General features: G+C 59.4%; 7 protein-coding genes. 2 read left to right on the forward strand and 5 right to left on the reverse strand.

Going from position 1 to position 10,363, the window contains the following annotated elements:
• Window positions 1-58 precede the first annotated feature (58 nt).
• The 4 genes from N438_RS23690 to N438_RS23705 are packed head-to-tail and all read right to left on the reverse strand — an operon-like array spanning window position 59 to window position 6,275.
• The gene (locus tag N438_RS23690) at window positions 59-3,208 is read right to left on the reverse strand and encodes a CusA/CzcA family heavy metal efflux RND transporter (protein WP_116696553.1); all 3,150 of its coding nucleotides are present in this window, start codon (window positions 3,206-3,208) and stop codon (window positions 59-61) included.
• An 11-nt stretch (window positions 3,209-3,219) separates the two neighbouring features.
• The gene (locus N438_RS23695; RefSeq protein WP_116696554.1) at window positions 3,220-4,482 is read right to left on the reverse strand and encodes an efflux RND transporter periplasmic adaptor subunit; all 1,263 of its coding nucleotides are present in this window, start codon (window positions 4,480-4,482) and stop codon (window positions 3,220-3,222) included.
• 45 nt (window positions 4,483-4,527) lie between these two features.
• Window positions 4,528-4,872 carry a cation efflux system protein CusF gene (gene cusF / locus N438_RS23700; RefSeq protein WP_116696555.1) on the reverse strand — a complete coding sequence of 115 codons (345 nt, stop codon included), beginning with the start codon at window positions 4,870-4,872 and terminating at the stop codon, window positions 4,528-4,530.
• A gap of 17 nt (window positions 4,873-4,889) precedes the next feature.
• A complete protein-coding gene (locus N438_RS23705) occupies window positions 4,890-6,275 on the reverse strand; it encodes an efflux transporter outer membrane subunit (RefSeq protein ID WP_116696557.1) in 1,386 nt (461 codons plus the stop codon).
• A 172-nt stretch (window positions 6,276-6,447) separates the two neighbouring features.
• Between N438_RS23705 and cusR the strand changes: the two genes are divergently transcribed.
• Window positions 6,448-7,131 carry a copper response regulator transcription factor CusR gene (gene cusR, locus N438_RS23710; protein WP_008807068.1) on the forward strand — a complete coding sequence of 228 codons (684 nt, stop codon included), beginning with the start codon at window positions 6,448-6,450 and terminating at the stop codon, window positions 7,129-7,131.
• Complete coding sequence (locus N438_RS23715) at window positions 7,121-8,563, forward strand: Cu(+)/Ag(+) sensor histidine kinase (protein ID WP_116696556.1); 1,443 nt, start codon at window positions 7,121-7,123, stop codon at window positions 8,561-8,563. The genes cusR and N438_RS23715 overlap by 11 nt, the downstream gene beginning before the upstream one ends.
• A gap of 54 nt (window positions 8,564-8,617) precedes the next feature.
• Here N438_RS23715 and N438_RS23720 read toward each other — a convergent pair whose 3' ends face one another.
• Window positions 8,618-9,739, reverse strand: a complete 1,122-nt coding sequence (locus N438_RS23720) for a cupin domain-containing protein (RefSeq protein ID WP_012542999.1) — start codon at window positions 9,737-9,739, stop codon at window positions 8,618-8,620.
• Window positions 9,740-10,363 lie beyond the last annotated feature (624 nt).

Consider the following 10,363-nt stretch of genomic DNA (forward strand, 5'->3'; position numbering starts at 1 on the left):
CGGCCAGAAGAATGGCGCCACTATAGCCAATTTCCCGGACCGGCGTAAACGCGGCGGGTTATTCGCTACGCTTGCCCCGATGCCGGGACAGCCACATCAGCTTATATGCCGCCGGAATGATAAATAGCGACAGCAGCGGGGCGGTGATCATCCCGCCAATCATCGGCGCGGCGATGCGACTCATCACTTCCGACCCGGCGCCGGTGCCCCATAAAATCGGCAACAGGCCGGCGATAATCACCGCCACGGTCATCGCCTTCGGCCGCACGCGCAGCACCGCGCCCTGGTACAGCGCCTCGTCGAGCTTATCGGCGCTGAAGGTCTGCGGATTCTCCAGCGATGGCTCCGCCTCGATGGCGTGGCGCAGGTACATCAGCATCACCACGCCAAACTCCGCCGCCACCCCGGCCAGGGCGATAAAGCCGGTCCCGGTGGCTACCGATAAATGGAACCCCATCCAGTAGAGAAACCAGATCCCGCCGACGAGGGCGAACGGCACGCTGGTGATAATCAGCAGCGCCTCGCCGACGCGGCGGAACGCCAGATACAGCAGCACGAAGATAATCATCAGCGTCATCGGCACCATCAGCTTCAGCTTCTGATTGGCGCGCTCCAGCAGCTCAAACTGCCCGGAGTAGGACACACTGATGCCCGGCTTCAGCTTCACCTCCTTGCCGATGGCCTGCTGCAGATCGTGCACTACCGACACCATGTCGCGGTCGCGGGCGTCGATGTAGATCCAACTGGTCGGGCGGGCGTTCTCGGTCTTCAGCATGGATGGTCCGGTGACCACCTTCACCTCAGCCACGTCGCCGAGGACGATCTGCTGCTTCAGCGGCGTGAGGATCGGCAGCTGGCGCAGGGTCTCCGGGCTGTCGCGATAGCTCTGCGGGTAGCGGATGTTGATCGGGTAGCGCTCGACGCCCTCTACCGTTTCGCCAACCATCGCGCCGCCGATGGCGGACGAGACGAACAGCTGCACGTCGCCGACGGTCATCCCGTAGCGGGCCGCCTTCTCACGCTGAATATCAATATTGAGGTAGCGCCCGCCGACCAGCCGCTCGGCTAATGCCGACGTGACTCCCGGCACGCTGCGCGCCACCCCTTCAATTTGTTCGGCGATGGCGTCGATATCGGCCAGATTAGTGCCGGAAACTTTAATGCCAATCGGGCTCTTGATGCCGGTGGAGAGCATGTCGATGCGGTTGCGGATCGGCGGCACCCACAGGTTCGCCAGCCCCGGCAGGCGCACGGTCTTGTCCAGCTCCTCGACGATCTTCTCCATGGTCATCCCCGGTCGCCACTGATCCTGTGGCTTAAGCTGAATGGTGGTCTCTACCATCTCCAGCGGCGCCGAGTCGGTAGCGGTTTCGGCTTTGCCGGTTTTGCCGAACACCCGGGCCACTTCCGGCACCGTCATGATCAGCTTATCGGTTTTCTGCAGCATATCCGCCGCCTGCGCAGCGGAGATCCCCGGCAGCGTGGACGGCATATACAGCAGATCGCCCTCGTTGATCTGCGGCAGAAACTCGCCGCCGACCCGGTTAAGCGGCCAGGCAACCGTCAGGATCGACAGGAGCGCGATCAGCAGGGTGGTCTTCGGCCAGTGCAGCACCTTCAGCAGCAGCGGGTGGTAAATACGGATCAAAAAGCGGTTCAGCGGGTTGCTGCTCTCCGCCGGGATCCTGCCGCGGATCCAGAAGCCCATCAGGATCGGGATCACCACGATCGCCAGCAGCGCCGCCCCGGCCATCGACCAGGTTTTGGTGAAGGCCAGCGGACCGAACAGTTTGCCCTCCTGGCCTTCGAGGGTGAAAATCGGGATAAACGACAGGGTAATGATCAGCAGGCTGATAAACAGCGCCGGGCCGACCTCCACCGACGCCTCGGTAATGATTTTCCAGCGGATGTCGTTGCTGAGCTTCTCTCCCGGGTGCTGATGTTCCCACTCCTCCAGCCGCTTGTGGGCGTTCTCAATCATCACGATGGCGGCATCGACCATCGCCCCTACCGCAATGGCGATTCCGCCCAGCGACATGATGTTGGCGTTAAGCCCCTGGAAATGCATCATGATAAAGGCGAAGCACAGGCCGAGCGGCAGCGAAATAATCGCCACCAGCGCCGAGCGTACGTGCCACAGGAACAGGGCACAGACCAGCGCGACGACGATAAACTCTTCCAGCAGCTTATGGCTGAGGTTGTCGATGGCGCGGTCGATAAGCTGGCTGCGGTCGTAGGTGGTGACCACTTCAACCCCTTCCGGCAGGCTGCTTTGCAGCGACGCCAGCTTCGCTTTGACCGCCGAGATCACTTCGCGGGCGTTCTTGCCGGAGCGCAGGATCACCACGCCGCCGGCCACTTCGCCTTCGCCGTTAAGCTCGGCGATACCGCGGCGCATTTCCGGGCCGATCTGCACCCGCGCGACGTCGCCGAGATAGACCGGCACACCGTTGTCACCGGTTTTCAGCACGATGTTTTTGAAGTCGTCGAGCGTCTGCAGGTAGCCGCTGGCGCGTACCATATATTCGGCTTCCGCCAGTTCGACGGAAGAGCCGCCCGCCTCCTGGTTAGACGCATCCAGCGCCGATTTCACCTCGCCGAGGCTGATGCCGTACTGGGTCAGCTTCATCGGGTCGACAACAATCTGGTACTCCTTGACCACGCCGCCCACCGACGCCACTTCCGAGACGTTAGGGATGGTTTTCAGCTCATATTTTAAGAACCAGTCCTGCAGGGAGCGCAGTTCGGCGAGGTCGTGCTTGCCGCTGCGGTCGACCAGCGCGTACTCGAAGACCCAGCCGACGCCGGTGGCGTCCGGGCCCATTTCGGCGCTGACCCCGGCGGGAAGTTTGCCCTGCACCTGGTTGAGATACTCCAGCACCCGCGAGCGCGCCCAGTAAGGATCGGTGCCGTCTTCAAAAATCACATACACGTAAGAGTCGCCAAACTGCGAGAAACCGCGTACCGTTTTCGCGCCGGGGACTGACAGCATGGTGGTGGTCAGCGGCCAGGTGACCTGGTTTTCGACGATCTGCGGCGCCTGCCCCGGATAGCTGGTTTTGACGATCACCTGTACGTCGGAGAGGTCCGGCAGAGCGTCCACCGGGGTATGGACGATGGTCCAGGTCCCCCAGATGCTGAGAAACAGCGCCGCCATCATCACCAGGAAACGGTTGGCCACCGAGCGGCGGATAATCCATTCAATCATGGTTCCGTTCCTCAGTGGGCGTGGGCGGCAGGGGCCGCGGTACCGGGAGCCTGCGCACGCATGCGCTCCAGCGCACCGGCGATATTGGCCTCCGAGTCGATCAGGAACAGGCCGCTGGCGACGACTTTCTCACCCTCCTGCAGCCCGCTGCGAATGGCCGTGACGCCAGCGGATTCATGGAATACCTGCACGAGTTTCGGCACGAAGCGCCCCTCGTTATCCACGGTAATCACTCGCTGCTCGCTGCCGCTGTCGATCAGCGCTTTTGACGGGATCAGCAGCATCGGTTCGCTTTCACTGGTCAGTTGCAGATAGGCATTCATCCCCGGCTTCAGCGCTTCATCCGGGTTGTTGACCTGCAGGCGCAGCTGCAGGGTGCGGGTGGCGCTATCGACGCTGGGGAGAAGGGTCCATTTGCTGATGCTGAAAGTTTTTCCTGGCCAGGCGGGAACCTGAATGGTGAACTGCGAGGCGTCTTTAATCAGCCAGGCGATGGATTCCGGCACCGCCACGCTGACCCACACCGGATCCATGCCCTGAATTTTCGCCACCACATTATCTTTGGCGATGTTCATTCCGGCACGCAGATCGAAGGCGGTAATCACGCCATCGATCGGTGCTTTGAGGGTAAAGCGGGTCTGGATTTTACGCGTGGCTTTCAGGCGGCGGATATCGTCATCCGGCATTCCGGCAAGGCGCAGGCGTTCGAGGATCCCCTCAACCTGGGTGGCGGTGCCCCCAGTTTCCTGCAATAACAGATATTCGCTCTGCGCTTCCACCCAGTCAGGGATGGTCAGCTCGAGGAGCGGCGTGCCTTGTTTCACCTTGTCGCCGACGGTCAGCGGATAGACTTTATTGATAAAGCCCGCCGCCCGCGCCTGCATAATCACGTACTGGTACTCGTTATAGCTGATGTTGGCCGGGAAGGTCTGAGCGTAGCGCAGCGGCCCGCGGGTGACCGCGGCGGTTTTTACGCCGAGATTCTGGGTCTGCGTCGGGTCGATACGCACCCCCGACGCACCAGCGGCGGCATGCTCCTCATCGGCGTATTTCGGCACCAGATCCATATCCATAAACGGCGATTTACCCGGTTTATCGAAGCGGGTGTTCGGGTACATCGGATCGTACCAGAACAGCACTTTACGCTGCTGCTCGGCCGCCGGAGCGGCAGAGTGGGTCGGTGCCCATCGGGCGTACAGCGCCGTGGTAAGCGCGCCGCCAATCACCATGCTGCCGAGGATCAGCGCCGTATTTTTCAGTGTCAGGGATGCCATGTGTCGTCCATTTAGTCGTTGAGGGGGCCTACCGTCGCCGGGCCGTTATTGGGCGCGGATATCCTGTAACAGCGACAGATTGCCCTGCTGAACGAAGGTGAAGTCCACGCTGTCGCCATTCTTCACATTGTTGAGCTGCGTCTGCGGGGTGATGGTGAAGCGCATGGTCATCGGCGGCCAGTTCACCGCCGGGATGGCTTCGTGGGCGATGGTGATTTTTTTGCTATCCATATCAATAGCTTTAATGACCCCTTTGCCGCTGATGCTTTGCGTCTGCGTGACGGCGGGTTGTTCGTGCATCGCCATGCCGGCATGCGGGTCGGCGGCCTGGACGGCGAACACCGCGCCAGAAATCAGAGTGAACAGGGCGACTTTAGAGAGTGAATTCATGATCGGGACTCCTTGGGTTATTCCATCCAGCCGCCGCCGAGGGCGGTGAAAAGGGTGATTTCATTTGCCTGACGGGAATAGTTGAGTTCCAGCAGGGTTTGTCGGGTGGTAAAAATGTCGCGCTGGGCGCTCAGGACTTCGATGTAGCTGACCGCGCCGTGACGATAGAGCGCAGTAGCGCGCTGCAGGGTGATATTTAGTGAAGCGAGATAGCGCTGCTGGGCGGCAATCTGATCGGCCAGGCTCTGGCGCAGGGCCAGCGCGTCGGCCACCTCTTTAAAGGCGGACTGTATTTTTTGCTCATAGTTGACCACCTGCTGCTGCTGGCGGATTTCCGCCAGATCGAGGTTGGCCTGATTGCGCCCGGCGTTGAAAATCGGCAGTTCAATTTTGGGGATGAAGTTCCACATCGCGCTGCCGGCGTTAAACAGGCTGGAGAGCTCGCTGCTGCTGCCGGAGAGCGAGCTGGTCAGGGTGATCGCCGGGAAGAAGGCCGCCCTCGCGGCGCCGATATTGGCGTTGGCCGCCAACAGGCTGTGTTCGGCCTCTAAAATATCCGGCCGCTGCAACAGGATCGCTGAGGAGAGCGATGGCGGCAGAGTGACGCCTTGCAGATCGATGGCGCTGCTGGCGCTATCGTCCGGCAGATGCTGGTAGCTGCCGAGCAGCAGCTGCAGGGCGTTATTGGCCTGCGCCAGCTGGCCCTGACGTTTGGCGATATCGGCACGGGTGCTCTCGATCATCCCGCGCGCCTGCTCCAGCGCCAGCACGGTGGTGCTCCCGGTCAGCAGCTGTTTTTCAACGAAGGCGTAAGACTGCTGATAGTTCTGTAAGGTGTCGTTGGCCACCTGCAACTGCGCTGCCGCCAGCCGCTGGTTGAAGTAGCTTTGTGAAACGTTAGCAATCAACAGGATATGCACCGCACGCCGCGCCTCTTCGCTGGCGAAGAAGTTCTGCCGGTCGGCCTCGCTGAGATTTTTCAACCGGCCAAAGAAGTCGAGGTCATAGCTGAGATTCAGACCGGCGGCATAATCGCTGCTGGTGGTGGTGTCGCCTTTAAGCTTGCCGCCATAGGTGGTGCTGCCGTCACCGTTCAATTGCGGGGAGCGGTCGGCGTCGGTAACCCGGTACTGGGCGCGAGCTTCCTGCACTTTCAGCGTCGCCATCCGCAGGTCGCGGTTGTTGGCCAGCGCGGTGCTAATCAGGCTTTTCACCTGCGGGTCGACGAAAAAGGTGCGCCAGCCGGTCTCCTGATAGCCCGCTGTCGCGGTAACCAGCTTGTTCTGGCTGAGAGAGAACTGCTGCGGCACCGGCGCGGCGGGGCGCTGGTAGTCCGGAGCGAGCGACAGACAGCCGGTTAAGGCAAATATCACGCTGAGGGTAAGTAGCTGTATAGAACGCATGGCGGCAGACGGTTTCGACGATTTATCCATGGCAGCTACTTTACGTAGCGGGCTCTGTTCAGGGCGTGACAGGAAAATGACAAAGCTGTCATTTTCCTGATATTTCATTGCTATCCGGAGGCGCTCCTCTAAAATTGAATACCCGCACAGAACGCGCGTGAAGGAGCCTGCCGTGAAGATTTTGATTGTCGAAGATGAGAAGAAAACCGGAGAGTACCTGACCAAAGGGCTCACCGAGGCCGGCTTCGTCGTCGACCTGGCCGATAACGGCCTTAACGGCTATCACCTGGCAATGACCAGCGATTACGATCTGCTGATCCTCGACATCATGCTGCCGGATGTGAACGGCTGGGATATCGTCCGCATGCTGCGCGCCGCTAATAAAGGCATGCCGATTCTATTGCTCACCGCGCTTGGCACTATTGAGCATCGGGTGAAGGGCCTGGAGCTGGGCGCCGACGACTATCTGGTGAAGCCATTTGCTTTTGCGGAGCTGCTGGCGCGAGTGCGGACCCTGCTGCGCCGTGGAGCGGCGGTCATCGTCGAAAGCCAGTTTCAGGCGGCGGATCTCAGCGTCGATTTGGTCAGCCGCAAGGTGACGCGCGGCGCGACGCGTATCACCCTGACCAGTAAGGAATTCACTCTGCTGGAGTTCTTCCTGCGCCATCAGGGCGAGGTGCTGCCGCGTTCGTTAATTGCCTCGCAGGTCTGGGATATGAATTTCGACAGCGACACTAACGCCATCGACGTGGCGGTGAAGCGGCTGCGTGCCAAAATCGATAACGACTTCGAGCCGAAGCTAATCCAGACCGTGCGCGGCGTCGGCTATATGCTTGAGGTGCCGGATGGCCGCTAAGCGCCCCTTTTCCCTGGCCACTCGGCTGACCTTCTTTATTAGCCTCGCCACCATCATCGCTTTCTTTGCCTTCACCTGGATCATGATCCATTCGGTGAAGGCCCACTTTGAAGAGCGCGACGTGCACGATCTCAGGCAGCTCAGCACCACGCTGGAGACGGTCCTCGACCACGCTGACTACCCGCAGGCGCGGCGGCTGGAGATCGTGAGGAATATCATTGCGGGTTACGCCAACGTCTTTATCTGTCTGGACGACGGCCAGGGCAATATTCTGTTTCAGTCGCCCGACGGGCCGGATCTCAGCCATATGCTGAGTACGCCGGGGCTGGCGATGCAGCTGCGCGACGGGAATGTGATTTCATGGACTGACCCGCAGCCGCGAAAGATGGTTCATGATAATCATCCAATGGAGACCCGCGCCTGGCGGCTGATCATGCTGCCGCTGGGCAAGCAGGCGGACGGCAAACCGGCGTACCACCTGCTGATGGCCTTATCCATCGATTTTCACCTGCACTATATTAATGAGCTGAAAGCGAAGCTGATTTCCGCGGCGACGATAATCAGTTTGCTGATCATCGCCATCGTGCTGTTTGTGGTCTATCAGGGGCATAAGCCCATCCGCCAGATCAGTCGCCAGATCCAGAATATTACCTCGCGGGATCTCGACGTGCGCCTTGACCCGCAGGCCGTGCCTATCGAGCTGGAACGGCTGGCGCTGTCGTTTAACCATATGCTGGAGCGCATAGAGGACGTCTTTACCCGCCAGTCCAACTTCTCCGCCGATATCGCCCATGAAATCCGCACGCCGATTACTAACCTGGTGACGCAAACTGAAATCGCCTTAAGCCAGAGCCGCAGCCAGCAGGAGCTGGAAGAGGTGCTCTATTCCAATCTTGAAGAGTTCTCGCGGATGTCACGGATGGTCAGCGATATGCTGTTCCTCGCCCAGGCGGATAATAACCAGCTGATCCCTGAGCAACAGGCGCTGGATCTGGCTGATGAAGTGCATAAGGTGTTTGAGTTCTTTGAAGCGTGGGCGGAAGAGAAGGCGGTGGCGCTGCGCTTTGTCGGCAGCCACTGCCGGGTGACGGGCGATCCGCTGATGCTGCGGCGAGCGATCAGCAACCTGCTGTCGAATGCGATCCGCTACACGCCGGCCGGCCAGGCGGTGACCATCCAGTTGAGCGAAAGCGCCGAGACGATCCGTCTGGTGGTGGAGAATCCCGGTACGCCGATTGCCGTCGAGCATCTTCCGCGGCTGTTTGACCGTTTCTATCGCGTCGACCCCTCGCGCCAGCGCAAAGGCGAGGGCAGCGGTATCGGCCTGGCGATTGTGAAATCGATTATCAGCGCCCATGACGGCAGCGTGGCGGTGCAGTCCGATCGGCGTTCGACGCGGTTTATTGTGGTGTTGCCGAAATATGCGCAATAACGGCTGAAAGCCAGCGGGCAGCGCCAGGTGGCCGCCCGCAGTATTGCCGCTCTCTTACTCTTCGAAGTACCAGTAGCCCTGATTAATCAGCCGCGTCAGTTCGCTCACGAACGCCGGATTCTGCAGGCCGCTGCCGAGCTCCTCCTGACCTAATGAGGTATAGCGGCACAGCGCATCCAGCGCTTCGGCATCGGTGGTGTCCAGCTGTTCGCTATGCACGAAGAAGCTGTCGCCGATATGCAGAACGCGCAGGCCGCTCAGACGAGAAAGCTTTTCGCCGCCCAGCAGCGCATCGACCACTTCCTCTTCTTCATACGGTGGTTCCGCCGGCGCAATATCCAGCTCGTGACGCGGGGTGGTCACGAAACTGCCGAACCACTGCTTGAAGTCTTCCGGCTGGCGAATCATGTCGATCATCATGGTGCGCAGACGTTCGAGTTCATACTCCTCAACCCGGCCCGGATGCTCGCGGCAGGTGAGGTCCGGATCGCTGTAGTGCTCGCCGCCAAGATCGTTCTCCAGCACATAGTCGGCGAAGCTGCTGATCAGGTCGCGACCGTTTGGCCCGCGGAAGCCGACGGAGTAGTTCAGTGCGGTTTCGTGGGTCACGCCATCGTGCGGGAATCCTGGTGGAATATAGAGGATATCGCCCGGCTGCAGATCTTCATCAATGATCGGCGGGAACGGATCGACGTGCAGCAGTGCCGGATGCGGGCAGAACTGACGCATCGGCAGCTTATCGCCCACGCGCCAGCGGCGGCTGCCCATGCCCTGAATAATAAAGACGTCATACTGATCGATATGCGGGCCGACGCCGCCGCCGGGGACGGAGAAGGAGATCATCAGGTCGTCCAGACGCCAGTCCGGCAGTACGCGGAACGGGCGCACCAGCTCGGCGGCGGGCATATGCCAGTGGTTTACCGCCTGGGCCAGCAGCGACCAGCCGGTTTCGCCCAGCCCGTCGAAATGTTCAAAAGGACCATTGCTGGCCTGCCATTTGCCGTTGGTCAGGCTGACCAGTCGGCTGTCGACTTCCGGCTCCATGGCTAATCCGGCCAGCTCGTCCGGGGTAATCGGGTCGACGAAGTCCGGAAACGCGTTTTTTAATACCACCGGCTGTTTCTGCCAGTATTTTTCTAAAAACTCGGGCCAGTTAATGTTGAGTTGATAAGCCATCGATTATTACCAGTAAGAAGAAACGGGCCTGATTATAGAAACGGGGGCCAGGTGGGCGCTTTGTCGTGGGTCAAGAGTGGTGCTTAATTCACCATCGGCGCGATAATGGCGTTGGGTAAGAGAGAAAAATCACATTTTTGCCAAAAACCGATCCTGGCGTAAACTGCGCTGCAGGCCGCATGAACACTGGGATGGTGGCTTTAATGGTAACAGGATGAATAAGCGAAAAGTTCAAATAATGAGCGGTCGATAAGATTTTTCTATTTTAACGCTTGCTACTTCCGGCGAACTCCCTATAATGCGCTCCCACTGACACGGCAGATGTGAATCACTTCACACAAACAGCCAGTTCGGTTGAAGAGAAAAATCCTGAAATTCAGGGTTGACTCTGAAAGAGGAAAGCGTAATATACGCCACCTCGCGACAGAGCGCTAAAGCGCGTCGCAACTGCTCTTTAACAATTTATCAGACAATCTGTGTGGGCACTCAAAGTGACATGGATTCTTAACGTCCTCGGACGAAAAATGAATACCAAGTCTCTGAGTGAACATACGTAATTCATTACGAAGTTTAATTCACGAGCATCAAACTTAAATTGAAGAGTTTGATCATGGCTCAGATTGA

It is taken from the genome of Klebsiella sp. GL120222-02, assembly GCF_003097195.1.
Lineage (GTDB): Bacteria > Pseudomonadota > Gammaproteobacteria > Enterobacterales > Enterobacteriaceae > Klebsiella > Klebsiella variicola.